This is a genomic window from Falsiruegeria sp. JB4-1 (assembly GCF_055693495.1).
Map to the genome: position 1 here is coordinate 3,382,372 of NZ_JBVFTZ010000001.1, position 24,921 is coordinate 3,407,292.

The 24,921-nt window shown below is 57.8% G+C and carries 16 protein-coding genes and 5 pseudogenes; 13 read left to right on the forward strand and 8 right to left on the reverse strand.

Features of this window, described 5'->3' with window-relative positions; translation table 11 throughout:
- Nucleotides 1-202 precede the first annotated feature (202 nt).
- From xdhA to ACZ1HE_RS17380, 7 genes and pseudogenes are all read left to right on the forward strand, one after another.
- On the forward strand, nt 203-1,588 hold the full coding sequence (gene xdhA / locus ACZ1HE_RS17350; protein ID WP_472622794.1) for a xanthine dehydrogenase small subunit: 1,386 nt from the start codon (nt 203-205) through the stop codon (nt 1,586-1,588).
- Nucleotides 1,585-3,888 (forward strand): annotated as a pseudogene (xdhB, locus tag ACZ1HE_RS17355) (xanthine dehydrogenase molybdopterin binding subunit). Before xdhA ends, xdhB begins: the two are co-directional and overlap by 4 nt.
- Nucleotides 3,878-4,813 (forward strand): xanthine dehydrogenase accessory protein XdhC, encoded by a 936-nt coding sequence (gene xdhC / locus ACZ1HE_RS17360; protein WP_472622796.1) that lies wholly within the window; start codon nt 3,878-3,880, stop codon nt 4,811-4,813. Before xdhB ends, xdhC begins: the two are co-directional and overlap by 11 nt.
- Nucleotides 4,810-6,328, forward strand: a pseudogene (locus tag ACZ1HE_RS17365) (ABC transporter ATP-binding protein). The gene xdhC and the pseudogene ACZ1HE_RS17365 overlap by 4 nt, the downstream one beginning before the upstream one ends.
- Nucleotides 6,329-6,397: 69 nt before the next feature.
- Nucleotides 6,398-7,481 (forward strand): annotated as a pseudogene (locus tag ACZ1HE_RS17370) (ABC transporter permease).
- Nucleotides 7,482-7,484: 3 nt separating this feature from the next.
- On the forward strand, nt 7,485-8,405 hold the full coding sequence (locus tag ACZ1HE_RS17375; protein ID WP_472622798.1) for an ABC transporter permease: 921 nt from the start codon (nt 7,485-7,487) through the stop codon (nt 8,403-8,405).
- 64 nt (nt 8,406-8,469) lie between these two features.
- Nucleotides 8,470-9,544 (forward strand): annotated as a pseudogene (locus ACZ1HE_RS17380) (BMP family ABC transporter substrate-binding protein).
- 187 nt (nt 9,545-9,731) lie between these two features.
- Here the strand turns inward: ACZ1HE_RS17380 and ACZ1HE_RS17385 are convergent.
- A complete protein-coding gene (locus tag ACZ1HE_RS17385; protein WP_472622800.1) occupies nt 9,732-10,319 on the reverse strand; it encodes a TetR/AcrR family transcriptional regulator in 588 nt (195 codons plus the stop codon).
- Nucleotides 10,320-10,389: 70 nt separating this feature from the next.
- Here ACZ1HE_RS17385 and ACZ1HE_RS17390 point away from each other — a divergent pair, with 70 nt between their 5' ends.
- From ACZ1HE_RS17390 to ACZ1HE_RS17400, 3 genes are all read left to right on the forward strand, one after another.
- Nucleotides 10,390-10,869 (forward strand): cupin domain-containing protein, encoded by a 480-nt coding sequence (locus ACZ1HE_RS17390; protein WP_472622802.1) that lies wholly within the window; start codon nt 10,390-10,392, stop codon nt 10,867-10,869.
- Between the two features lie 348 nt (nt 10,870-11,217).
- The gene (locus tag ACZ1HE_RS17395; RefSeq protein ID WP_472622804.1) at nt 11,218-11,451 is read left to right on the forward strand and encodes a hypothetical protein; all 234 of its coding nucleotides are present in this window, start codon (nt 11,218-11,220) and stop codon (nt 11,449-11,451) included.
- Nucleotide 11,452: 1 nt separating this feature from the next.
- Nucleotides 11,453-11,818 (forward strand): hypothetical protein, encoded by a 366-nt coding sequence (locus tag ACZ1HE_RS17400; RefSeq protein ID WP_472622806.1) that lies wholly within the window; start codon nt 11,453-11,455, stop codon nt 11,816-11,818.
- 237 nt (nt 11,819-12,055) lie between these two features.
- Here the strand turns inward: ACZ1HE_RS17400 and ACZ1HE_RS17405 are convergent, their stop codons facing one another.
- The 3 genes from ACZ1HE_RS17405 to ACZ1HE_RS17415 all read right to left on the reverse strand — a co-directional run bounded on the left by ACZ1HE_RS17405 (nt 12,056) and on the right by ACZ1HE_RS17415 (nt 14,571).
- Nucleotides 12,056-12,796: a TSUP family transporter gene (locus tag ACZ1HE_RS17405; protein ID WP_472622808.1), complete on the reverse strand. Its 741-nt coding sequence runs from the start codon at nt 12,794-12,796 to the stop codon at nt 12,056-12,058.
- Between the two features lie 65 nt (nt 12,797-12,861).
- Nucleotides 12,862-14,100: an HlyD family secretion protein gene (locus ACZ1HE_RS17410; RefSeq protein WP_472622810.1), complete on the reverse strand. Its 1,239-nt coding sequence runs from the start codon at nt 14,098-14,100 to the stop codon at nt 12,862-12,864.
- Nucleotides 14,101-14,103: 3 nt separating this feature from the next.
- Nucleotides 14,104-14,571, reverse strand: a complete 468-nt coding sequence (locus ACZ1HE_RS17415; RefSeq protein WP_472622812.1) for a hypothetical protein — start codon at nt 14,569-14,571, stop codon at nt 14,104-14,106.
- Nucleotides 14,572-14,660: 89 nt separating this feature from the next.
- Between ACZ1HE_RS17415 and ACZ1HE_RS17420 the strand changes: the two genes are divergently transcribed.
- From ACZ1HE_RS17420 to ACZ1HE_RS17430, 3 genes are read left to right on the forward strand one after another with little or no spacing between them, the layout of a single operon-like run.
- The gene (locus ACZ1HE_RS17420) at nt 14,661-15,599 is read left to right on the forward strand and encodes an aldo/keto reductase (protein WP_472622814.1); all 939 of its coding nucleotides are present in this window, start codon (nt 14,661-14,663) and stop codon (nt 15,597-15,599) included.
- On the forward strand, nt 15,596-16,672 hold the full coding sequence (locus ACZ1HE_RS17425) for an NAD(P)/FAD-dependent oxidoreductase (protein ID WP_472622816.1): 1,077 nt from the start codon (nt 15,596-15,598) through the stop codon (nt 16,670-16,672). Before ACZ1HE_RS17420 ends, ACZ1HE_RS17425 begins: the two co-directional genes overlap by 4 nt.
- Complete coding sequence (locus ACZ1HE_RS17430; RefSeq protein WP_472622818.1) at nt 16,669-17,316, forward strand: DUF938 domain-containing protein; 648 nt, start codon at nt 16,669-16,671, stop codon at nt 17,314-17,316. The genes ACZ1HE_RS17425 and ACZ1HE_RS17430 overlap by 4 nt, the downstream gene beginning before the upstream one ends.
- A gap of 85 nt (nt 17,317-17,401) precedes the next feature.
- On the opposite strand, the gene ACZ1HE_RS17435 is transcribed toward ACZ1HE_RS17430, so the two are convergent.
- The 4 genes and pseudogenes from ACZ1HE_RS17435 to ggt all read right to left on the reverse strand — a co-directional run bounded on the left by ACZ1HE_RS17435 (nt 17,402) and on the right by ggt (nt 24,658).
- Nucleotides 17,402-18,541, reverse strand: a complete 1,140-nt coding sequence (locus ACZ1HE_RS17435) for an adenylate/guanylate cyclase domain-containing protein (protein ID WP_472622820.1) — start codon at nt 18,539-18,541, stop codon at nt 17,402-17,404.
- Nucleotides 18,542-18,679: 138 nt separating this feature from the next.
- Complete coding sequence (locus ACZ1HE_RS17440; protein ID WP_472622822.1) at nt 18,680-21,190, reverse strand: GcvT family protein; 2,511 nt, start codon at nt 21,188-21,190, stop codon at nt 18,680-18,682.
- A 215-nt stretch (nt 21,191-21,405) separates the two neighbouring features.
- A complete protein-coding gene (locus tag ACZ1HE_RS17445) occupies nt 21,406-22,803 on the reverse strand; it encodes an FAD-binding oxidoreductase (protein ID WP_472622824.1) in 1,398 nt (465 codons plus the stop codon).
- 69 nt (nt 22,804-22,872) lie between these two features.
- Nucleotides 22,873-24,658: pseudogene (gene ggt, locus ACZ1HE_RS17450) on the reverse strand (gamma-glutamyltransferase).
- Nucleotides 24,659-24,921: the final 263 nt, after the last annotated feature.

The window sequence follows — 24,921 nt, forward strand, 5'->3', positions numbered from 1 at the left end:
TTTTCAGCACCTTAAGCCAGAAACTCGCCCCCAAACACCTCGCAATTTGATGCAAAATGTTGCATCGCAGAATGACTTTTTCTTGCCAGAACTTGCGCCCTCTTTCTAATCTGGGAGGCAATTATATGCCTGCGCTCTTTTTACGTCGCATCGAAGGGGCGCGCTGACAGGCACAACGGGGTAACGCGACGGGTTTTCGAATATGGACATCACGTTTCTTCTGAACGGAGAGACTGTGGAGCTGCAGGGCGTGTCCCCTACGGCCACCCTGCTGGATTGGCTGCGCGAGGAACGACACCTGCGCGGCACCAAAGAGGGTTGCAACGAGGGCGACTGCGGCGCTTGCACAGTCATGGTCAGCGACGCGGACGGCGCCAAGGCGCTGAACTCCTGCATCCTGTTTCTGCCACAGCTGCACGGCAAAGCGATCCGTACAGTTGAAGGTGTTGGCGAGGCCGATGGCACACTGCACCCTGTGCAGGATGCAATGATCGAGCATCACGGATCACAGTGCGGGTTCTGCACACCGGGTTTCGTGATGTCGATGACGGCAGCTCATGCCAACGGAGCCACCGATCACGACACACAACTGGCAGGCAACCTGTGCCGCTGCACCGGATACGCCCCGATCATCCGAGCGGCTGAAGCTTGCGAAGAAAAACCTGTCCCCTCTTGGGTGAACAACGACCGCGCATTTGTCTTGCCTCAGGCAACTGAGGAAAACGACGAAGGCCCGGCCCATGCGCCCACATCCTCTGACGAATTGGCCGCAGTTTATGCGGCCAACTCAGACGCCACGATCATCGTCGGCGCAACGGATGTGGGTCTCTGGGTCACCAAACAGCTGCGCGACCTGAACTCGGTTATTTTCCTGAACCGTTGCGACGATCTGAAAACCGTTGAAGTAACAGAAACCCATGTCCGCTTTGGCGCCATGGTCGACATGAACACCGTCGGTGAAACACTGGCCGACTTGCATCCCTCTTATGCCGAGATGGTGCGTCGATACGCTTCTGTTCAGGTGCGCCACGCCGCCACCATCGGCGGTAACATCGCCAATGGCTCGCCTATTGGTGACAATCCGCCTGCGCTGATCGCGCTTGGTGCAACCTTGCATTTGCGCAAGGGGGATAGCCGTCGCGATTTGCTGCTTGAGGATTTCTTTATCGACTACGGCAAGCAAGACCGCCAGGCCGGAGAATTTGTCGAGGCCGTGAGCTTCCCTCGCCAACGCGACACGCTGAAATGCTACAAGCTGAGCAAGCGGTTCGATCAGGACATCTCGGCCGTGTGCGGCTGTTTCAACATCACCGTGGATGGCGATACCGTCACTGATGCCCGTATCGCCTTTGGCGGCATGGCCGGTATCCCGAAACGCGCGACCACTGTCGAAGGTGCTTTGATCGGTCAGCCCTGGACGGCCACGACCATCACTACAGCCAAAGCCAAGTTCGACGCAGACTTCACACCACTCACGGATATGCGCGCCTCGGCCGAATATCGGCTCGAAACAGCCCGCACCTTACTCGCGCGTTACTTTGCAGAAAGCCAGGGCCAGACCACTAACGTGTTGGAGGTGTCGGCATGAGCGTGACCAAACCTCTCCCGCACGACGCGGCGCGCCTGCACGTGACCGGTACGGCCCGCTACGTGGATGACATCCCGACGCCAGTTGGTAGCCTGCATCTGGCCTTTGGTCAGTCCCCGATTGCCAAGGGTCGCATCACCGCGATGAACCTGGACGCAGTCAAAGCCGCCCCCGGCGTCGTGGCTGTGATGGTCGCGGAGGACCTTCCCTTCGCCAATGACGTTTCTCCCTCGATCCACGACGAACCGCTGTTGTCGGATGGTACGGTGAACTATGTGGGCCAGCCTGTGTTTCTGGTGATCGCCGAAAGCCATTTGGCCGCGCGCAAAGCCGCACGGCTGGGTCAGATCGACTATGCCGAGGAAACGCCTTTGTTGACGGTCGACGAGGCTCTGGCTGCTGACAGCCGGTCTCGAAGAAGGCCCGCGCATCTACGAAAAGGGTGATGCCGAGGCCGCCATTGATGCCGCCCCCCGCCAGATCGAGGCGACGTTTGAAATTGGCGGGCAAGAGCATTTTTACCTCGAAGGTCAGGCCGCCATGGCCGTGCCGAACGAGGGCGGCGACATGCTGGTTCATTCCTCGACCCAGCACCCTACCGAAATCCAGCACAAGGTGGCCGAGGCGCTTGGCGTACCGATGCACGGCGTGCGGGTAGAAACCCGGCGCATGGGCGGCGGTTTTGGCGGCAAGGAGAGCCAGGGCAACGCTTTGGCGGTCTCCTGTGCCGTGGCCGCGCGCCTGACCGGTCGCGCTTGCAAGATGCGCTATGACCGCGACGATGACATGGTGATCACCGGCAAGCGGCACGAGTTCCGCATCAGCTATCGCGTCGGCTTTGACGACGATGGTCGTGTGCACGGCGTCTCGTTCAAGCACTACACCCGCTGTGGCTGGGCACAGGATCTGTCCCTGCCTGTCGCGGACCGCGCGATGCTGCATTCGGACAATGCCTATCTGCTGCCGAATGCGCGGATCGAAAGTCATCGCCTGAAGACCAACACCCAATCCGCCACCGCCTATCGCGGCTTTGGTGGACCGCAGGGGATGGTCGGGATCGAACGTGTGATGGATCACGTCGCCCACGATCTGGGCCTAGATCCGGTCGAGGTGCGCAAACGGAACTACTATGTCGCTAAATCCGATACGTCCGAGCAGGGCGACAACACCACCCCCTACGGACAACAGGTCGAAGATTTCGAACTGCACGGGATGACTGAACAGCTGCTCAAAACCAGCGACTATGCTGCCCGCAAAGCGGCGATTGAAAAGTGGAACGCTGAAAACCCGATCGTGAAAAAGGGCATCGCCTTTGCGCCGGTCAAGTTCGGGATCTCCTTCACGCTGACCCACCTCAATCAGGCCGGTGCGCTGGTGCATGTCTATCAGGACGGCTCGGTTCACCTGAACCACGGTGGCACCGAGATGGGACAAGGTCTGTTCCAGAAGGTGGCCCAAGTGGCAGCCAGCCGCTTTGGCATCCCGCTGGAGCTGGTCAAAATCACCGCAACCGACACGGCCAAGGTGCCCAATACCTCGGCCACAGCGGCCTCGTCCGGGTCGGACCTGAACGGTATGGCGGTCAAGGCCGCCTGCGACACCATCCGCGACCGAATGGCGAATTTCCTGGCTGAACGTCATCAGGCCGAGGTCAGTGATGTCACCTTCAGCGACGGTCATGTCGATATCGGCGAGGCGCGCTATACGTTCCAAGAGGTCGCGGCGATGGCCTATCAGGGCCGGATCAGCCTGTCGGCCACCGGGTTCTATAAGACCCCCAAGATCGAATGGGACCGGATCAAGGGACAAGGGCGGCCGTTCTTCTACTTCGCCTACGGCGCGTCGATCACCGAGGTGGCAATCGACACTCTGACCGGCGAGAACCGCATCCTGCGCACCGACGTCCTGCATGATGCAGGCGCCTCGCTGAACCCGACGCTGGACATTGGTCAGGTCGAAGGCGGCTATGTGCAGGGCGCAGGTTGGTTGACGACCGAAGAGCTGGTCTGGGACGATCAGGGCCGTCTGCGCACCCATGCGCCGTCAACTTACAAGATCCCGGCCTGTTCTGACCGCCCTGATGTGTTCAACGTCGCCTTATGGGAGGTCGATAACCGCGAAGATACGATCTATCGCTCCAAAGCGGTGGGTGAGCCGCCCTTCATGTTGGGCATTTCAGCCTGGTTGGCACTGTCGAACGCGGTTGCCGCCTGTGGCGACGCCTATCCGGCCATTGATGCCCCGGCCACAGCCGAAGAGGTCTGGGCTTGGCTGTCAGGAGGGTTCGCGATGGGATTTGATCTGGAGGCTTTGAGGGAGGCTGTCAAATCCCACGGGAGCGTCACCCGCGTCGTGATCGCCGCGATCAAGGGGTCATCCCCGCGAGAGGTCGGCGCATCCATGCTGGTTTGGCCCGGTGGCCAGTCCGGCACCATCGGCGGCGGAACGCTTGAGTTCGAAGCAGCCGAAACTGCACGACGTCAAACCGCGGACCGTGTTCTTAGCCACCACGCCCTTGGCCCCGACATGGGCCAATGCTGTGGTGGGGCGGTCTCACTCCTCAGTGAGGTGTATGACGCCAAAACGGTGAACACGCTGGACACTGAAATCATCTGCCGCGCGACTGATGACCGCACCATTCCGCTGACAGTCAAGCGCGTGTTAAACGAGGCACGCGGACAAGGCACCCGGCCAGAGGCGCAGCTGATCGACGGCTGGATGATCGAACCGGTGCACAAACCTGCCCGCCAGCTTTGGATCTGGGGTGCGGGTCATGTTGGCCGCGCCTTGGTCGATGTGCTGTCACCCCTGCCCGATCTGGCGATCACTTGGGTGGACACGGGTCCGGAACGGTTCCCTGACGTCATTCCCGCGGGCGTGACGAACTTGCCAGCGGCCAAACCGACTGAACTGGTGCGCTATGCGCCCAGAGACGCCGAGCATCTGGTGCTGACATATTCGCACACTCTTGATCTGGAACTGTGCAACCGTCTGTTAAATCACGATTTCGCCTTTGCCGGACTGATTGGCTCGGCTACCAAGTGGGCGCGGTTCCGTTCCCGGCTGGGCAAATTGGGGCATCCCCCTGACCGCATCAGCCGGATCACCTGCCCGATCGGTGATCCATCCTTGGGTAAACACCCGCAAATGATCGCCGTGGGCGTCGCAGCTGACATGCTGCGCCCGGCCCTGACAGAGACACTAAAAAAGGACCTGAGCGCGTGACAACTCCACTTCTGAGCCTTCAAGGGCTGACCAAGGCATACCCAGGCGTAGTGGCCAACGACACCGTCTCGTTCGATATCGGACAGGGCGAGGTTCATGCACTGCTTGGGGAAAACGGCGCGGGAAAATCCACGCTGGTGAAAATGATCTACGGGCTGGTGAAGCCCGACAGCGGCACCATGGTGCTAAACGGCCAGACCTTTGCTCCGGCTGAACCGCGGGCTGCACGGGCTGACGGGATCGCGATGGTGTTTCAACACTTCTCGCTCTTTGATGCGCTAAACGTTGCCGAGAACATCGCATTGGGCATGGAAAACCCGCCCAAGATGGGTGATCTGGCTGCCCGTATCCGCGAGGTATCGGAAACATATGGCCTGCCCTTGGACCCCTATCGCACAGTTGGCGATCTGTCCGCAGGTGAACGCCAGCGGGTCGAGATCATTCGCTGCCTTCTGCAAGATCCCAAGCTGCTGATCATGGACGAACCGACATCGGTTTTGACCCCGCAAGAGGTCGATATCCTGTTCGAAACACTGCAAAAACTGCGCTCCGAGGGCACCTCGATCCTTTATATCTCGCACAAGCTGGAGGAAATCCGGACACTGTGCGACCACGCGACGATCCTGCGGTTGGGCAAGAACGTGGGGGAATGCATTCCATCCGAAACGTCTGCTCGCGACATGGCCGAGATGATGGTGGGTTCGACCCTGCAAACGCCCGAACGTGGGGGACGTGATTTTGGCGAGGTGGCATTGGACATTTCGGGCCTTTCGGTCCCGTCACCGTCAGAGTTTGGCACTGCACTGCGCAATATGCATCTGACCGTGCGTCGAGGTGAGATCCTGGGTGTTGGTGGTGTCGCTCGACAACGGTCAGGACGAACTACTGGGCGTGTTGTCGGGTGAAATCACCACCGCGCCCGACGCCGTCAAGATGAACGGCGAGCCCATCGGCAAACTCGGCCCGACCGCGCGGCGCAAGCTGGGCTTGCTGTCCGCACCCGAGGAGCGGCTTGGCCACGCAGCAGCACCAGACATGAGCCTGACAGAGAACGCCCTGCTCACCGGATCAGTGCGCGAGGGGTTGGAAAGCAACGGATTCCTGAAATGGGGCGAAACACAAAGCTTTGCCGAGCGCATCATCGAAGAGTTCGACGTTCGCACCCCCGGCCCTGACAATGCGGCGCGGTCGCTGTCGGGTGGGAACCTGCAAAAGTTCGTCATTGGTCGCGAGGTTCTGCAAAACCCCGACGTGCTGGTGGTGAACCAGCCGACCTGGGGCGTGGACGCTGCTGCGGCTGCGTCGATCCGGCAGGCAATCCTCGATCTGGCGGCTAAAGGCACCGCCGTGGTCTGCATCAGCCAGGATCTGGACGAACTGATGGAAATCTCGGACAGCTTTGCGGCCCTGAACGAGGGCCGCCTGAGCGCCCCGCGCGAGACCACCGGCCTGACGGTCGACGAGATCGGCCTGATGATGGGCGGCGCACATGGGATGGAGGTGGCGCATGTCTAAGCCAGCCACACTCGCCACAACACTTGCCAGCACGGCAGCCAACAACAAAAAATCAGGGGGACAGAGCAAATGATCGTGCTGGAGAAACGACCACAGCCATCACAGACCTGGTCCATGGCCACGCCTGTCGTGGCGGTACTTGCAACCATGTTCTTTGGCGGGGTGCTCTTTGCAGCGCTCGGCAAAAACCCGATCGAAGCGATCATGACCATCTTCTGGGAACCGCTCTTTGGCGAGTTTTCATTCTACTACCGCCCCCAACTGCTAATCAAAGGCGCGCCTTTGGTGCTGATCGCGATTGGCCTATCCTTGGGCTTTCGCGCAGGCATCTGGAATATTGGGGCCGAGGGGCAATACATCATGGGTGCCATCGTGGGTGCCGGTGTGGGCCTGGCCTTCTACCCGCTGGAGGCATGGTACATCTTTCCGCTGATGGTGATCGGTGGTGCCTTTGGCGGTTGGATCTGGGCGATGATCCCGGCCATCCTCAAGGTGCGGTTCGGCACCAACGAGATCCTTGTGTCACTGATGCTGGTCTATGTGGCCGAGCAGATGCTGGCCTCCGTCTCTCTGGGTCTTCTCAAGAACCCCGAAGGCTATGGCTTTCCCGGCTCGCGCAACCTGCAATCCTGGGACAGCGCGCATAACGCCGAGCTGTTCGCAGGCTCGGGCATGCACTGGGGTGTGGTGACCGCACTGATCGCGGTGATCTTTGCTTATGTTCTGCTCAACCGTCATATGCTGGGCTTTCACATCCGCCTGACAGGTGAAGCGCCCCGCGCAGCCAAATTTGCTTAGCGTGAACCCGGCGCGGCTGATCCTGTTCTGTCTGGGTGCTTCGGGCGTTCTGGCAGGCCTTGCCGGTCTGTTTGAGGTGGCGGGCCCCGCAGGTCAGATCACTATCGACTTTAACGTGGGCTATGGCTTTACCGCGATCATCGTGGCCTTTCTGGGCCGATTACACCCCGTCGGCATCGTTCTGGCAGGTGGCGTCATGGCGCTGACCTATATCGGCGGCGATATCGCCCAGTCGAACTTGGGTCTGCCTTCGGCCGCCATTCAGGTCTTTCAGGGGATGCTTCTGTTCTTCCTGTTGGCGCTGGACCTGCTCACCAACTATCGCATTCGATTTGCCCGCAAAGAGGTGGCGTGAACCATGGATCTTTCTGCAATCAATCCCGTCCTGCTGATCGCCTCACTTATGGTGGCAGCAACCCCGATCCTACTGGCCGCCATTGGTGAACTGGTGGCCGAAAAAGCCGGTGTTCTTAATCTGGGCGTCGAAGGCATGATGATCGTTGGTGCGATCTCGGGCTTTGCGATCACGGTCGAAAGTGGCTCGCCCTGGTTGGGTTTTCTCGCCTCGGCCATTGGTGGCGCGCTCTTGTCGCTGCTGTTTGTGGTGCTGACGCAAGTGGCACTGGCCAATCAAGTCGCCTCGGGCCTGGCGCTGACACTGTTTGGCTTGGGTCTCAGCTCGCTCATGGGGCAAAGCTATGTGGGGATCAAGCCGCCGCAGATGGCCAAGTTAGACATCCCGGTTCTGACCGATCTGCCTGTTATCGGCCCAATTCTGTTTGGACACGACCCGATCCTATATCTTGGCATCGCCTTGACGGCCGCCGTCTGGGCGCTGCTGAAATATACCCGCGTTGGTCTTGTGCTGCGCGCGGTCGGTGAAAACCACGACGCCGCCCATGCGCTTGGCTACAAGGTTGTGCGCATCCGCATCATGGCGATCATGTTTGGTGGGGCCTGTGCCGGATTGGGTGGCGCTTACATCAGCCTGATCCGCGTGCCGCAATGGACCGAGGGCATGACCGCCGGTGTTGGCTGGATCGCGCTTGCGCTGGTGGTGTTTGCCAGCTGGAAACCATGGCGTGCGCTTCTGGGTGCCTATCTTTTTGGCGGTGTTACGGTTGTGCAGCTGAATCTGCAGGCCGCAGGCGTTGCCATCCCGGTCGAGTATCTGGCAATGTCGCCCTATCTGATCACGATCATCGTTCTGGTGTTCCTGTCACGCGACAAAAGCGGCGCGCCTGCATCGCTGGGTCGCATCTTCCATGCCACGCATTGATGTGGCAAAACCAAACCAAAGCCCTGATAAAAGGGCAAAACATACCAACCTGGGGAGTAACCTAATGAAACTCACTTCACTTCTTGCCACTGCGGCGCTTGGCCTTGGCACTGGCCACTGCAGCAGTCGCCCAAGACAAAACCAAAGTCGGCTTTGTCTATGTCGGTCCCGTGGGTGACGGCGGCTGGACTTATGAGCACGATCAGGGCCGCAAGGCTGTCGTCGAAGAGTTCGGCGACAAGGTCGAAACCGTGTACGTTGAAAACGTGGCTGAAGGGCCCGACAGCGAGCGTGTGATGACCCAGATGGCATTGGACGGTGCTGATCTGATCTTTACCACCTCGTTTGGTTACATGGACCCGACCATCAACGTGGCTAAGAAGTTCCCGAATGTTAAGTTCGAGCACGCGACCGGCTACAAGCGCGCAGACAACGTGTCGACCTATTCGGCCCGCTTCTACGAAGGCCGCGCCGTTCAGGGCACCATCGCTGGTCACATGACCAAATCGAACATCGTGGGCTACATCGGCTCGTTCCCGATCCCCGAAGTTATTCGCGGCATCAACTCGGCGTTTGTTCACGCCCGCAAAGTGAACCCCGACGTCCAGTTCAAGATCGTTTGGGCCTTCACTTGGTTTGATCCCGCAAAAGAGGCCGACGCGGCAAAGGTTCTGATCGAACAGGGTGCTGACGTGATCCTGCAGCACACCGACTCCACCGCGCCGCAAGCCGCCGCTCAGACCGCGGGCAACGTGATCACCTTTGGTCAGGCATCCGACATGAGCGAGTATGGCCCGCTGCCGCGCGTCAGCTCGATCATTGACGACTGGGCGCCCTACTACATCGCGCGCACCAAAGCCGTGATGGACGGCACCTGGGAGAGCACGGACACCTGGGACGGCATCGGTGCCGGCATGGTTGGCATTGGTGAGATTTCGGAGGCAGTTCCGGCCGACGTGAAAGAAGCCGCCCTGGCGATCAAAGCATCGCTTGCAGACGGCTCATACCACGCCTTCACCGGCCCGATCAAAAAGCAGGATGGCAGCGACTGGCTGGCAGAAGGTGAAACTGCTGATGACGGCACGCTGGCTGGCATGAACTTCTATGTCGAGGGCATCGAAGGCGACATCCCGCAGTAAACTAAAACTCAAAACTGCAACAGTGACAGGCCCGCCAAATCGGCGGGCCTTTTTTATCCTCTGGCTCGCACAACCAACACAAAAGATCAGGGTATCTCGAGGACGGAATTGAATGGCTGGCCGGTGGTTTGGCAATCAATGCCAGAAATCGGCATGTGTTCGAAAATGGCTAGTCGACCGCCAGGGACTATGGAAGGTAGCGATCCAGGACAGCATCCACGAGACCCAATTGCAGTCTGTTACCAGTCGCATAATCAACGCGTAATATGTCATCCAATACAATGTGCTGCTCAATTCCTGTGAGCATAGAAAGACGCAACGAAAGCGTTTCTATTTCAGCGTCGCCCATTTGGTCCCGCACAGGCTCCAACGCTTCAGCAAATGCCGCAACCCGCCGTGCTCCGCGCAGCTCGACTTCGGAATCCTTTTGCCAAACTTCCATTGTCTTGGCCAGGAACTGACGAAAAAAGCGTTCATTTTCGCGAGACAGATCAAGATAGAAGCGGGCAACGGTGTGAACACGTTTTCGCGGATCCGATAAACCCTGCAATAGTTCTGATGTCGGCTTCACTTGAAAGTCGAGCGTCGCCTCCGCTGCAAGCGGGCCCGGATCCGAGAAATAACGGTATACTGTGGCACGGCTGATGCCAGACTCTTCGGCAACCCGCGCCAGTGTCAGTTCCTCTCCGTCTGCCATCAAACGACGAGCCGAAGAAAGCAGAGCGGCGCGGGTTCGGTTTTTTTGGGCCAATCGAGATGCCAATGCACCCTCCATGATACACTTGTCTTATAATGACTTTTCTGTATCATAATGAGATATTAGTCTAAGTAAAGGGATTCGAACGATGTCTAAATCACGGCCACGCATCTATCACCTGCTTGGTAACCTTCTTACTTTCCACGCTTTTCCAGCTGAAACAGGAGACAAGTACACACTTGTCGAGATCCAGACAGCGCCAGGCGCAGGGGCACCGCCAAATCATCACGCCGGTGAAGACGAGAGCTTCTTTGTGCTCGAAGGTCAGTTTGACTTTCACGTTGATGGGCAACAAATAAGGGCTGTCGCCGGTGACTTTGTCAAAATTCCGGATGGCGCCGTTCACGCCTTTACCTGCACCGGCCAAAGCGCAGGTCGGCTGATCTGCATCAACGCCCCGGGACAAATGCATGACACATTCTTTACGCAGGCGGGGGACGCGATGCCCGATGGTACAACCCAAGTGCCCGCACCGGACGGCCCGCCCGACATCCCCACGATTATGGCCGTCGCTGAAAAGGCTGGCATGACCATCTTGACACCGGAAGGCGCGTCATCCGGGGCTTGATCCGGTATTGGCGGACAACCGATCAAGGCTCAAGAAAACTTGGATCGGTCATTGAGCAGATCTGGCCGAGTGAAAGCGGCGCCGCAGACGACAACATTTTTTGATGGCATGAACTTCTATGTCGAAGGTATCGAAGGCGGTCTCCCGCAGTAGGGGCCTCATCCATAGCAACAAAATTGGGCTCGCCGTTTGGTGGGCCTTTTTTTCGTTGTTTGGGCGATTTCGGCGGCAAGCCGCCAACAATCGCCAGTCACTGTGCTCGCCCTTAAGATGTACCTTGTTTTGTGGTACACTGAACTTGTCCCATTCATATTTTTAGGGACCTATTTTTCAGAAAAGGAGACTACTATGGCACGTTTTGTTGTCGATACCGGCGATCTTGATATGGATCGAAATTCGGAACTTGAACTCCAAAGTGACATACAGAAGTTGGTGTTAGGCCACATTGCTCGGACCGGGTTCGAAAAGCCCTGGATCACCAAATTCCCTCATGAATGGTACGGGATCATTTTGCACCCCGAACTAGAGCCATTGCTGAACCGTGAAAAGGAACTGGGCGGTTTTCTAGCTCGGATGGGCTAATATGACCTCCGCCGACCGAAGTTGCCCGAGCGCGCGATGCACGCCCGGCAACCAACTGTTGGGGGTCAAAGGTCCTGATGGTCATGTTCGGCATATGCGTACGTCCATGACCATCGACGAGGATTTTGTTGAAGCTGCCTCGGCAGTGGGTACACCCGAAGCGCGAATGCGGTTCAGCTCTCCCTGCGCGACGTCCGGCTGCGCACAATGGACCGGGTCACGTTGCGGTGTAATCGACAAGGTTCTGGAACATCTGGAACGCAAGCAAGTGCCGTTGGCACAGGCTTTGCCCCCTGCCCGATCCGATCCACATGCCGGTGGTACGATCAATCCGGCGAGACCGCATGTCGGGCCTGCAGTATGGTGATCACGGATCAATCCGCGATAGCCGCGGAATAACGAAAGGGGCCGGAAACGGCCCCTTTTTCAGCCGACACTATTGTTACCCCAAGAACCATGACATCTGAAACGATATCGCGATCACCCAAGAAACACGGCAATGCCCCGTTCACCTTCCCATGGGCCTTGGACGTGTCCACGTTCTATTGAACCAGCGACCAATTGCCAAATCCCTTACCCCTGCTTGCTGTTAAACCGTTGGTTCCTACAACACCGACTGAACAACGATTATGCAGCCCGAGGTTACCAGCAAAAGCAAAACAGCCTGCTGAAACCTCTTTTCGGAAATTGACAAAAACATGTTCGCCCCGACGACCGCGCCAAGCAGGCTGAACGGGATAGCCACGGCTGCATAGGTCAACAATTCAGCATCGACCTTGCCGACGACAACCATGGCAACGGCTGACAATAACAGAATGAACAAATTGAACGGTTGATACCGCGCCCGTTGGTCCGCCGACGAAAGCTGTTTGAGCTGCAACCAGACAAGTGGGAGCACACCTGACAAACCGGCAAAGCCACCAAGCGCCCCTCCAACAAAGCCAATACAGCGGTCGGCAAACCCGTCTTTGGGCGCAACGGTCATGACCGCAGGCAAACCTTTGAGTTGAAACAGGGCATAGGCGATCAGGAACCAGCCGATGGTCGTCTTTACGACGTTGGGTGCCAAGACATTCAGCAGCAACACGCCCAGAGGCACCCCCAGAATGCCCCCCGAAATCAGGTAGATGGACTTACGAAAATCCATCTTTCCCGACAGTTTCCACAAGCCTACGACCTGACCCGCCAAGGCCGCCAATATGATCAGCGGCGGCACCAAATGCGCGGGAAGCACCAAGAACCAAAAGCCAGATGCTACCAGCGCAGTGCCAAACCCAGCGAACCCGTTGATGAATCCCGCGGCCAGGGCCCCCACCACAAGCAATCCAGCCGTGATCCAATCCATCGATCTCTCCCAAAAGAACGACCTGCCTCAGTGGGGCACTCCAAGAATAACTGGGATCGGTTGGCTCAGTGTCCGCCTGAGAACACCAGTGTCTGCACTGGCATCAGGATCATCCGCAGGCGCAGGCCAGCCGCGTGAACAACGCCGATGGTGTCTACGACATGCAGAAATAACCGCTCTCCCGTAGACAAGTTCTCTTCATGCTCCAGACGATCGTGATTGTTTGTATAGAGGTTCGCCAAACAGTTGCTGCCAGGAGGCAAATCCGGCGCGTTATCCGAGTAAAGAGGCTCAAGAATAACCATGATACTGCCCGGTACCTGATTGTTTTGCGGGTCAAATATCTTATCGGATGGCCGAATTTGGCCTGACGGGATCACGTCCTGCACTGCGACCACTACCATCGGAAAAACGGTGAAAGGCTGTGTCATGCACCCAATCTCGGCCACCATACCGGGCTTGGCAACCTGCGCTGCCATCTGATTGAAACCAGCTTGGAACCTCTTATGGCCAGTGCTGTCGGGTACCAAAATACCCGCCGGTCGCAATACAGGGCTGACATAATCGCCCACCTGCAGACTGAGCTGTTCGATGGTTCCATCTACGCCAGCCACGATCAGGGTTTTGTCAAGTTCCGCCTGGGCTTGGGCCAGCTGCGCCTCGGCACTGTCGCGCTGCGCCGGAATGACCACTTTGATACGCTCCTCAACCGCCGCCAGCTGCGCCTCGGCAGCGTCGACCAACGCCACGCGTTCGTCGACCAGATTTTGCAGCCGCTCAATCTCGGTCAACTTTACTGCGCTTGATCCCTGTTCAAGCAAGGTCTGGTTGCGCGCGAGGTCCTCGTTGGACTGGGTCAGGGCCGCATTGGCTTGCACAATACCTGCTTTGGCGGCCGCAAGGTCTGTCTGCGCGACAGACACCGACGCATCGACTTCGGCGATTGCGGCCTTGGCGGCCTGAACTGCGGCCTCTTGCGAAACAGCATCCAGACGGAATATCCGTTCTCCAGCTTTGATCTTTTGGTTGTTCTCGACATAGACCTCGGACACGCGCCCACCAAATTGGGGCAGGATCGTTAGCGTCCGGTAGTACGACGCAACCGACGCAGTGGCTGGATGATAGTAGAACAACACAGTGATGACCGATATTGCGGCAATGGCGCAGCCGGTTAGACCGATGCGAAGTTCGTACCACATTGAAAACAAAGTAATCTCATGCCCAATGCGCTTGCCCTGCACATAGCGGCGATACAGATAATCCGGCAGAATAGTGAAAAGGGCGCAAATCAGCGTTTCAAGCATGTCTTACTCCTCCGACTTCGGAGGGGTTGCCACCTGTTCAACAGGCCCGGTTTCTAAAACCGGCTCGGGTTCTGAATCGTTCTCGGTCGGTTTGATCCCGGCCATGCGGGCCAAAGACTGCGCGATGGACTCGACTGGTGTCAAATAGTCAGGGAACCGGAACCCGGCGACCACGACAGCCAACACCCAAAAAACATTGTTGTGCGTAAACAAGGCAATAAGGGCCAGAATACCCACGACCTGAAATTGTGAGTGGTTCGACTCATGTGCCATGCGTTCGGGCAACGAATGCAACGTAAAGTACCCAATCCCGATCAACAGGATCAGCCCCAAGGTAAAAAAGACCATGAAGGTGAAAAGATAATCGCTGCCGTCGGCTGCAACAACGTAATCCGGAATATGCCCGGTTGCCATGGGATGAAGTGCCCCGTGTTCCACAGCAAAATCCTTTGAAAAATCTCCAACTTCCATGTGCATTGCACGCATATGGAATCTGTGCAACGTCAAATGCACGGCACATACCGCCAAGTTCTTGAGAAACATTCAGCAGGAATCCCCAGATGCCTCGTCCCCTGACAACCCGTAGCGGATCAGCTGCCAGTCGTTTTGTGTTTGGCACCATGCAATTTGGGGGGCGAGCCGACAAAATGCAGTCGGCTGCCATGTTTGAGGCGTGTCGCGCCGCTGGTGTCACTCACTTTGACACTGCCTATCTCTACACCGATGGAGCCTCGGAAACGCTGCTTGGCGAGTTGATTTCAACCGAGGCCGAAAAGCTGCTGATTGCCACCAAGGTCGGATACTCAGGTGGCATAGGTGCGGACAACATTCGGGCGCAATTCGACATTTCGCGCCAACGGCTGGGGCAGGACACCGTCGACTTACTCTATCTGCATCGCTTTGACGCACAGGCAGACCTCGACGAGACAATGGCATGTCTCGCCCAACTGAAACTTGAAGGCAAAATACGATACCTGGGTCTCTCCAATGCAGCGGCTTGGCAAGTGATGAAAGCCGTGGCAGTTGCAGCCAAGTTCGATCTGACAATCGATGTTCTGCAACCTATGTATAGTCTCGTAAAGCGTCAGGCCGAGGTTGAGATCCTGCCCATGTGCGCAGATCAAGGCATCACCGTCGCACCTTATTCCCCGTTGGGCAGTGGCATTCTGACAGGCAAATACAGCCAAGGCGGCACCGGGCGGCTGAGCGAGGATGCGCGCTATGCCAAACGATATAGCCAAAGCTGGATTCCCGAAACTGTCACAGGATTGACCGCTATTGCACAGGAACTGGGAACATCACCCGCAACGCTTGCAGTCGCCTGGGTTGCAGCTCATCCAACCGCTGTTTGTCCGATCATCTCAGGGCGCAACGCCGATCAGCTGATGCCGTCGATTGAGGCCATGTCCTATGACATGTCACCCGAGCTTTATGCCCGAATAGCTGAACTCAGCCCGACACCCCCTTCAGCCACCGACCGTAGTGAAGAGGTTACATGATCGACTTTCTGGTTATCGGCGGCGGCATTGCTGGGTTGAGCGCAGGCGCTCGCCTTTCTGAATACGGCAAAGTCTGCGTACTTGAAGCCGAAGACGCGCTTGGTCATCACAGTTCGGGCCGCTCGGCCGCCCTGTATGAGCCAAGTTATGGTATCGGTGGCACCCTCACCCTCAGCCAGGCAAGTGGGGCGTTCTTCCACGCATCTGACCGAAGCTACCTAAAACCCCGGGGGCTTCTTCTGCTGGGCAGTTCCTCACAGCGACGTACGTTCGAACAAGAATGCCAAGATTTGTCTATGGCCCCTCTGACGCCGGATGACGCAAGTGACATGGTACCAATCTTGAACCCCGAGACTGTCGAATTTGCGGCATACCACGCCGCCGCTTGGGATATCGATACCGACTTGCTGATGCAGGATTTCGCCAAACAAATCCGATCAAACGGCGGGCAGATCCAGACACGTCAACCTGTTCACAGGATCAATCGCCACTCGTCGATTTGGGAGGTCCACGCCAATGACGTTTTCGAGGCGCCTACCGTGATCAACGCAGCGGGTGCGTGGGTCGATGAGATCGCGCGAATGGCCGGAATTTCACCGATTGGAATTATCCCTTACCGACGCTCTATGGCTCGTATACCTGCACCCGGAGGACATGACCTGCGTCGGTGGCCGATGATGTTTGGTGTGGGGGAAAGCTGGTACGCCAAACCCGACGCCGGTGCCTTGATAGTTTCTCCGTCCGAGGCTGATCCGGTAACACCACACGATGCCTTTGCGGACGACATGGTGTTGGCCGAAGGGCTCGCCCGGTACGAAGCGATGGTCACGGAGCCAGTGACTCGCATGATCAGCAACTGGGCGGGTTTACGCAGCTTTGTTCGCGACAAGAATCTGGTGTTGGGTCCGGACCCGCTTGAACCATCGTTTGTGTGGGCCGCCGCACAAGGTGGATACGGATTTCAAACCGCCCCTGCTGCATCGCAATTGGTCGCGGATCTGGTCTGCGGTCACAAATCGGATCTCGATGTGCAAACGATTGCAGCTCTTAGCCCTGAAAGGTTGCCAAGATGAGTAAGCGCACCCTGCCCCCGACCGCCAGCGTCGTCACCTCCACCGAAGGCGCCCGCCTTGTTGCTCCGTCGGCAAGCCGAAACGCCGACGCCATTGGCGATCTACTGGCACGGGTGGCGCCACATTCCGGAACAGCGCTAGAAATCGCAAGCGGAACAGGCCAGCATGTTGCGGCTTTCGCACAAAGATTTCCGGATATGCAATGGCAGCCCACGGATGTTGAACCCGATCGCATTGCCAGCATCAACAGCTATGTGGAAACGTTGGACAACGTCGCCCAAGCTCAAGTCCTGGATGCAACGTGTCCCGGTTGGTCGGCCTGGTTTCCCAATAATTCATTGGTTTATTTGGTTAACCTTCTACATCTGATTAGCATGCCCGAAGTAGAGGTTTTGATTTCAGAGGCAGCCAAGGCTCTCGGCCCAAAGGGACGATTGGTCCTCTACGGTCCGTTCAAACGTGATGGCAAGTTAACGAGCCCGGGCGACGCGCGGTTTCATCAGTCGCTGACAGAACAAGACCCCGCGATCGGCTACAAAGAATACACAGATATCCTGGAAATGATCCAACGGTCCGGCCTGCAACAATTAGAACTTGTCGAGATGCCTGCGAATAACCTGGCGATTGTCGCCAAGCGTCCGTAATTTCGGTTTCCATAGGAATTGGGACTGCAGCAAGGCCGTCGATTTTACAATGTGAGCGTTCGGGCCCTAGAGCATTCGATTTGATTTACGTCGGGCCAGTAAGCGTAAAAAGCGCTATCGGCTCGCTCAACCCGCGTACCGGGTGAAACCCGCAAGGGGCAAACATTTCTGGAACGACCTCTGAAACGCTGGATGATGCCAAAACTCGATGGCCTAAGGACTTCGTCATCCCTTCTATGCGGCTTGCCAAATTCACGGCACCGCCCAGAACGGTGAAGTCCAATCGTCCCGGACTGCCGATGTTGCCGAAGCCGACTTTGCCAGCATCAATACCAATGCCAAGATCGATCGGTGGTTTCCGCGCCTCCACACGCGTTAGATTGAGTGCTTCCAAACCAACCAGCACACGTCTCGCCGCCAAGGCAGCATTGCGACACGCTTCACTCGAGCAATTGCCCGCAGGAATGGAGAACACGGACAAAATGCCATCTCCCATGAACTTCAAGACATCGCCCCCGTTGTCTTCAACGGACTGAACGACAAGATCAAAGTACCCATTCAGCGTATCTAGAAGCTCCTCTTCCTTCGATTGCTCTGATAGAGCCGTAAACCCCCTCAAATCCGTAAACATGACTACGGCCTCAACAGTTCTACGCTCGCCCCGTTTGATTGTGCCGTTCCAAACAGCTTCGGACGGTCCATCGCCCAAATAGGTGCGAAGCAAACTTCTTGATGATTTGCGCATCGTCACTGGCTCAAGCGCGCAAGACAAGGCCGGCAACGCGGCTTCGATCATTTGCAGGTGTTGAGGCGCAAACCCTTTTGGGTCTTGAGTTACAAAGGTGCAACCGTGCAGCGATCCGTCGCCGTAGTACAACAAGGTCGCGTAGTAGTCGGTTCCCCCTTGTCCGGCGAACTCGTGATATGAAATGTGGTCGGATTCCGGATCCAGATCACGCAGGCTTTTGTGCAAGGGGCGTCTGTTCCGAATGACGTATTCGAAAGAACTCCCAACATAGCCATCGGTCAAGAGACGTTCATGCGTGACATCATAGACCTCGGTGCCCTCGGGCGTCCAGACAACGCCCCAAGCTATCAACAATGGATTTGCAAAGCGCTGACCAATGTTGACCCTCCAAAGTGGCACTCCCGCTTCGATCAAAGTGCTGCAGAAACGCGAAACCACCATCACTGGGTCATTCGAACAACGCCCTTCGGTTATCATCCAATTCGTCAGAGACCCAATTCTGTCCATGACAAAATGGTACTCTTCCCCTGATCGCGTGAACAGGTCTTGAAATGGCATTACGAAAAGGACCGCGACTTATTGGTCGCGGTCCTTTGTTTCAGTGAAAGTTCTCGCTCAACCGTCCTTGCGGATGGTCTCGTTTTTGGGGTCATACGGGCTATCGCAGGTGACGACACCGTCCCAAAGTTTGTCCTGCATCTTGACCTTCACCTTGGTGCCTTCGACCGCCAGCTCGGGCGGCAGATAACCCATGCCGATCGATTTCTCGAACGCGACCGAATAGCCGCCCGAGGTCAGACGGCCCAGACGGGTCACGCCATCTTCGGCATAGATCGCCTCGCGGCCCCAGGGGTCAGCGTCCGCCGGGCCGTCGATCAGCACGGTGCAGCATTTGAAACGCACGCCGGTTTCAACCATCTTGTCCTTGCCGTGGAAGTCTTTGGACAGGTCGATAAAGCGCGGCAGGTCAGCCTCGGCCGGGGTCGCGTCGCGGCCCAGTTCGGTGCCGAAGGCGCGATAGGACTTCTCTTGACGCAGCCAGTTCTGGGCGCGGGCGCCAACCAGCTTCATACCGTGCTTCTCGCCCGCCTTTTCCAGCAAGTCGAACAAGTAGTTCTGCATTTCCATCGGGTGGTGCAGTTCCCATCCCAGCTCACCGGTATAGGCCACGCGGATCGCGTTGACCGGGCACATGCCCAGTTCGATCTGACGGGCCGACAGCCAAGGGAAGCGCTTGTTGGACAATGCGGTCGACGGGTCTGCGTCGTTGATCACCTCTTTCAGAACATCACGCGACTTGGGTCCGGCGATGGCGAAGACGCCCCATTGCGTGGTGACATCCTGGATCTCGATGTAACCGAACTCTTCCATCTTGTCCTCGGCCGCCTTGCGCAAGAAGTCGGCGTCGTACTCGGTCCAGGCACCCGCAGAAACGAGGTAATAGTTGTTCTCGCCGTTGCGCACGATGGTGTATTCGGTGCGGGTAGTGCCGAATGCGGTCAGTGCATAAGTCAGGTTGATGCGACCAACCTTGGGCAGCTTGTTACAAGTGAACCAATCCAGGAATTGGGTCGCGCCGGGGCCTTTGACGACATGCTTGGTAAAGGCGGTGGCGTCGATCAGGCCAACACCTTCGCGGATCGCCTTGGCCTCGTCCACAGCGTGCTGCCACCAGCCGCCACGGCGGAACGAGCGCGCGTCGTGGTCGTAGCTCTGCGGTGCATCCAGCGGGCCGAAATAGTTCGGGCGTTCCCAGCCGTTGACCCAACCGAATTGGGCGCCACGCGCCTTCTGACGATCATAGGCAGGCGCGGTACGCAGCGGGCGGCAGGCTGCACGTTCTTCGTCGGGATGGTGCAGGATGTAGACGTGCTCATAGCACTCTTCGTTCTTGCGCGCTGCAAACTCGGTGGTCATCCAGTTGCTGCTGTAACGCTTGGGGTCAAGCGACGCCATGTCGATCTCGGCCTCACCATCGACCATCATCTGCGCCAGATAATAGCCGGTGCCGCCCGCGGCAGTGATACCGAACGAGAACCCTTCGGCCAGCCACATGTTGCGCAGGCCCGGTGCCGGACCAACCAGCGGGTTACCGTCTGGTGTGTAGCAAATCGGGCCGTTGAAATCGTCTTTCAGACCGCTTTCGGCACAGGACGGCACACGTTCAGCCATCGCCATGTACTGATCCGCGATACGGTCCAGATCCAGCGGGAACAGGTCCGCGCGGAAGCTGTCGGGCACACCGTGCTCGAACTGCGCAGGTGCACCGTGCTCATAGATACCCAGGATCCAGCCGCCGCGCTCTTCCCGCGCGTAGCTCTCGTTGTCGGCGTCGCGCACAACGGGGTGCTCGGGGTTGCCAGCTTCGCGCCATTTGACCAGCTCAGGGTCTTTGTCCATGACAATGAATGTGTGCTCGACCGGGATAGCGGGCATCTTGATGCCCAGCATCTTGGCGGTGCGCTGTGCGTGGTTGCCGGACGCGGTCACAACGTGCTCGGCGGTGATCACCACCTGCTCGTCTGATGGGATCAGGTTGCCGCCCTTTTCGACCATCTTGGTGCAGGTGACTTCCCAGTGGGTGCCGGTCCAGTGGAAGGCATCGGCCTGCATCTTGCGTACGATGTCGACACCGCGCTGGCGCGCCCCCTTGGCCATCGCTTGGGTCACGTCGGCGGGGTTAATGTAACCGTCTTCGGTGTGATAAATTGCGCCTTTCAGATCGCCGGTCTCGATCAGCGGCCAGCGTTCCTTGATTTGGTCGGGCGTCAACCATTCGTAAGCCACGTCACAGGTTTCAGCGGTGGACGCATAGAGCATGTATTCATCCATACGCTCTTGCGTCTGTGCCATGCGCAGGTTGCCGACCACGGCGAAACCGGCGTTCAGGCCAGTCTCTTCTTCCAGCTGCTTGTAGAAGTCGACCGAGTACTTGTGGATGTGCGTGGTGGCATAGCTCATGTTGAAGAGCGGCAGCAGGCCAGCGGCATGCCAGGTCGAGCCGGACGTCAGTTCGTCCCGCTCGATCAGCATGACGTCGTCCCAGCCCGCTTTGGCCAGGTGATAGGCAATCGAGGTCCCCACGGCACCACCGCCGACGACCAATGCTTTGACTTGGGTTTTCATATGCCCGCTCTCCGGAATGAGTCTGTTTGCGGCTGTTTATGCCCAACCGGGACGCGCAGCGCCAAGTCCAGCCGACGCAAAAGAGGACAAAACCGACGTTCCGAATGTTGAGCATCCCGGAATCGTCGGTTTTGAGTATTTGTGAGGGGGAAATCCCCTCTTCACCCCTTTTTGGATACTCAAAGGCTCTGACAATACCGCAGCGCAGGTGCTGATTACAGAATCTTTCCGGGGTTCATGATGTTGTCGGGATCAAAGGCTTTTTTGATGGCTGACATATAGGTCGTGGCCTCGCCCAACTCTTTAACCAGATAGGGACGTTTGCCCTGTCCGATGCCATGTTCCCCGGTACAGGTCCCATCCATCGAAATCGCCATGTCGTTCAGCCAGCTCACGAACGCTTCGGCCTTGGCGACCTCATCGGCGTTTTCCATGTCGATCAGCAACAAAGTGTGAAAATTGCCGTCGCCCACGTGGCCCACCGTTGGGGCCAGCAGCCCCAGGTCAGCCGCCTTTTCCTGTGCACGTGTCACGCATTCGGCCAAACGAGAAATCGGCACGCAAACGTCCGTGGAAATACCGCTGGCACCGGGGCGCAACTGCAGGGACGCCCAATACATGTCGTGCCGCGCCTGCCACAGCTTGCTGCGCTCTTCGGTTGAAGTGGTCGAGGCGAAATCGCTGCCACCGAACTCTTCGGCGATCTGACCAAAGGTTTCGGCTTGCTCGACCACGCCCGCCTCGGAGCCGTGGAATTCCAACAACAAGAGCGGCGTTTCAGGCAAGGTCAGCTTGGAATAGTCATTCGCCGCCTTGACCGAGAGCGCATCCAGCAGCTCGATCCGGGCTACAGGGATGCCGTATTGAATGGTCATCATCACCGCCTGACAGGCGGCATCGACCGTTGGGAATGAACAGCGGGCCGAACTGATCGCTTCGGGGATGCCTTGCAAGCGCAGGGTGATCTCGGTGATCAGGCCAAGCGTGCCCTCAGACCCCACCAACAGGCGGGTCAGGTCATAACCTGCCGACGATTTTTTGGCCCGTTGCGCGGTACGGATCACCTGCCCATCAGGCATCACCGCCTCTAGTGCGATGACGTTGTCCTTCATCGTGCCATAACGTACCGCGTTGGTGCCTGACGCTCGGGTTGCCGTCATCCCGCCAAGCGAGGCGTTGGCGCCGGGATCAATCGGAAAGAACAGCCCCTGATCGCGCAGATGCGTGTTCAGATCCTCGCGGGTGACGCCAGGCTGCACGACACAATCCAGATCCGCACTATTGACGGCCAGGATTTTGTTCATCTGGCTGACGTCCACAGAAATCCCGCCTGCAGGCGCGTTTACGTGCCCTTCCAAAGAAGTACCAGTTCCAAACGGGATCACCGGCACCTTGTGATGGGCGCAGGTCTTGATGATCTGCGCCACCTCATCGGTGGACTGCGGAAACACTACAGCGTCAGGAGATTGGTTTTCAATCCAGGTTGTGGTGTGCCCGTGCTGTTCGCAGACTGAAGCTCCGGTTTGCAAACGATCACCGAACTGCTGTTTGAGAATTCCAACAACAGTTTCGATCCCGGTTTCATTGCGCGGCAATGCCGTGGCTTGAACCATGTCTCACTCCATCCCATCGTGTTGTCATGACAATACGTAATGTGGTTGTCGAGTCAACTAAGTTGTAGGTCACTCCCCCAAAGCGATCCCCTCGCGCCGTGGATCCGCTCCTCCCATGAGAGTTTCGCCGATTTCGATCGCATGCAAGCCCGATGTTAAATCGCGCAAGTTGACCTTGTAACCCATTTCTTCCAGCGGGGCTTGCAGCGTCTCGGCCTCACTTCCCTGTTCGATGTCATAGGTCCCAAAACGATTGACCAGATGCGGAGCTGACAGGGCCTGCTGCACATCCATCCCCCAATCGGCCCAGCCGATGATGGCAGTGGCAACATAGCCGATGATCCGGCTGCCGCCGGGTGATCCGATGGCCAGCACCGGCGCACCATCCTGCATCACGATTGTTGGGCTCATGGACGAGCGCGGGCGCTTGCCAGGCTCTAACCGATTGGCAATCGGCACACCATCATTGTGACTGCGGAAGGAAAAATCAGTGAGTTCGTTGTTCAGCAGGAACCCGTTGGTCATCAGGCGCGAGCCAAAGGCGTTTTCGATGGTGGTCGTCATCGACAGCACGTTACCATATTGGTCAACGATCGAGATGTGCGAGGTCGAGGGCAGTTCGATTGCCTCGTCATCAGCCCAGTTCAGTGCATGGTCGAATTCAGGGTTGCCGGGGGCCACCTCGGGCAAGGCGTCGTCGCCTGCCAATAGCTTGGCCCGCTCCGCCAGATAGTCTTTGTTAACCAACCCGGCGGTTGGCATCGGGACATAGTCACTGTCAGCCATGTAGCGGCCCCGATCGGCAAAGGCCAAGCGTGAGGCATCGCCGATCAATCGCCAGCTTTCAGGGCTATCCGCTCCCAGAGCCGCCAGATCATAGCTGTTCAGCATGCCAAGGATCTGTCCCACAGTAAGCGCACCGGACGAAGGCGGCCCCATGCCGCAAACGTCATACGCACGATAGGCGGCACAAACGGCATCGCGTTCCTTGACTTGATACAGCGCCAGATCGATTTGCGACAACACACCGGGATTCCCCTCGGCACCGCGCACCGTCGACACGATATCTGCCGCGATCGGACCAGTATAAAAGCCGTCTGCTCCCTTGGCCGCCAAGACATGCAGCGTCTGCGCATACGCCGAATTGGTCAATACATCACCAACCCGCAGCGGTGAGTCTCCGGGCAGGAAATACTCGGCGGTTGCCGGGAACCGCGCCAATCGTTCGGCGTCCCGTTCAATCAGACCTGCAAGGCGAGGCGACACTTCGAACCCCTGCTCTGCCAATTTGATTCCGGCGTCAAACAAGCTGGGCCAGGATGCACGACCCCACCGGCGGTGCGCTTCCTCCAACAAGGCAGGCGTGCCGGGCGTGCCAACCGAACGTCCGCCTACAACCGCATCAAAGAACTTCAGAGGCTCTCCGGCTTCGTTCTGGAACAGACGCGGAGTTGCAGCCAAGGGCGCGGTTTCACGGGCGTCCAGCGTCGTCAAGCTCTGTGATGCACCATCATACCAGACCAAGAACGCCCCTCCGCCGAGGCCCGAGGACTGTGGTTCAACAAGCCCTAAAACCGTTTGCACAGCCACCATCGCATCTGCGGCAGTCCCTCCGTTTCGAAGAACCTCGGCACCGGCTTCGACAGCATGTGGGTTCGCGGCGGCGACCATCCAGTTTTGCGCCTCCACTACTTTGCTAGGCACCCTTGGCCGCCACAGCCGCCTGCGCCTCCTCTGACAGGGCCTGAACTTGACCGGAAGTGGCCGCTTCGGGGGCTACGCTATCTGCTGTCTCTTGTGCCCAAAGGGCGGACGCCGTCATCATCATAGAGACACAGAGCCCTGATCTAACCATTTTATTCATCCCAAATCCTCCGGTTTCAAAAGTTCTTGATTTCAACCCTAGGGCATTTTGCATCGCCGCCAAGAACACTCTTGCGCCATGGTCACAGATCGGCTGAAGTTCTCTCAAAGGCAGTATTTCCGAGGTATCATGTACGCGTTTCTTAGTTTTGTTGTTGCCTTCACAGTCATTGCCACAAGCACATTTGCCAAGTCGCCACGGGTGCAGGTGCCATCCAATGCCCCTCCTATCATTTCGGATTACCAAAGCCGGAT

Bases quoted from the DNA above. Each gene is read 5' to 3' on its own strand.
- ACZ1HE_RS17400 (WP_472622806.1), top strand. From the start codon at position 11,453: ATGACCTCCGCCGACCGAAGTTGCCCGAGCGCGCGATGCACGCCCGGC.
- ACZ1HE_RS17390 (WP_472622802.1), top strand. From the start codon at position 10,390: ATGTCTAAATCACGGCCACGCATCTATCACCTGCTTGGTAACCTTCTT.
- ACZ1HE_RS17415 (WP_472622812.1), bottom strand. From the start codon at position 14,571: ATGGAAGTTGGAGATTTTTCAAAGGATTTTGCTGTGGAACACGGGGCA.
- ACZ1HE_RS17445 (WP_472622824.1), bottom strand. From the start codon at position 22,803: ATGGTTCAAGCCACGGCATTGCCGCGCAATGAAACCGGGATCGAAACT.
- ACZ1HE_RS17440 (WP_472622822.1), bottom strand. From the start codon at position 21,190: ATGAAAACCCAAGTCAAAGCATTGGTCGTCGGCGGTGGTGCCGTGGGG.
- ACZ1HE_RS17405 (WP_472622808.1), bottom strand. From the start codon at position 12,796: ATGGATTGGATCACGGCTGGATTGCTTGTGGTGGGGGCCCTGGCCGCG.
- ACZ1HE_RS17395 (WP_472622804.1), top strand. From the start codon at position 11,218: ATGGCACGTTTTGTTGTCGATACCGGCGATCTTGATATGGATCGAAAT.
- xdhA (WP_472622794.1), top strand. From the start codon at position 203: ATGGACATCACGTTTCTTCTGAACGGAGAGACTGTGGAGCTGCAGGGC.
- ACZ1HE_RS17410 (WP_472622810.1), bottom strand. From the start codon at position 14,100: ATGCTTGAAACGCTGATTTGCGCCCTTTTCACTATTCTGCCGGATTAT.
- ACZ1HE_RS17385 (WP_472622800.1), bottom strand. From the start codon at position 10,319: ATGGAGGGTGCATTGGCATCTCGATTGGCCCAAAAAAACCGAACCCGC.
- ACZ1HE_RS17430 (WP_472622818.1), top strand. From the start codon at position 16,669: ATGAGTAAGCGCACCCTGCCCCCGACCGCCAGCGTCGTCACCTCCACC.
- ACZ1HE_RS17420 (WP_472622814.1), top strand. From the start codon at position 14,661: ATGCCTCGTCCCCTGACAACCCGTAGCGGATCAGCTGCCAGTCGTTTT.
- ACZ1HE_RS17435 (WP_472622820.1), bottom strand. From the start codon at position 18,541: ATGATAACCGAAGGGCGTTGTTCGAATGACCCAGTGATGGTGGTTTCG.
- xdhC (WP_472622796.1), top strand. From the start codon at position 3,878: ATGGGATTTGATCTGGAGGCTTTGAGGGAGGCTGTCAAATCCCACGGG.
- ACZ1HE_RS17375 (WP_472622798.1), top strand. From the start codon at position 7,485: ATGGATCTTTCTGCAATCAATCCCGTCCTGCTGATCGCCTCACTTATG.
- ACZ1HE_RS17425 (WP_472622816.1), top strand. From the start codon at position 15,596: ATGATCGACTTTCTGGTTATCGGCGGCGGCATTGCTGGGTTGAGCGCA.